1 pseudogene is annotated in these 326 nt (G+C 62.8%); it reads right to left on the minus strand.

Annotation, left to right across the window (positions count from 1 at the left end):
* A pseudogene (locus tag AC1DJO_RS29915) lies at window positions 1-326 on the minus strand (chemotaxis protein CheA); the annotation flags it as partial.

The following is a 326-nucleotide window of genomic DNA, read 5'->3' on the forward strand; positions in this document are numbered from 1 at the left end:
CGGACCAGATGCACCAGCGGATCGGCAAGGCGCTCAATGACGGTCTTGTCCACTTCGGTGCTTTCGCCCTCGGTGACCAGTTCGATTACTTTGCCGGTTTCGCGGGCGAGATCATGCACGAGGCGGCGGAAGCGCGAGAATAGCGTGGCGACMGGCACCATGCGCAGCACCATCATCGTGTCGCGCAACTCGCCCGACAGACGCTCGATTTCTTCCGAGACGGAGCGCAAGGCAATATCGGCACTGGAGCTGGCAAGCTGGCTGAGACGCGATTGGGCGATGACAAGCTCGCCAACGCGGTCCATCAGCTCGTCGAGGCGCTCGGC

Source organism: Rhizobium sp. 05N430, assembly GCF_056396985.1.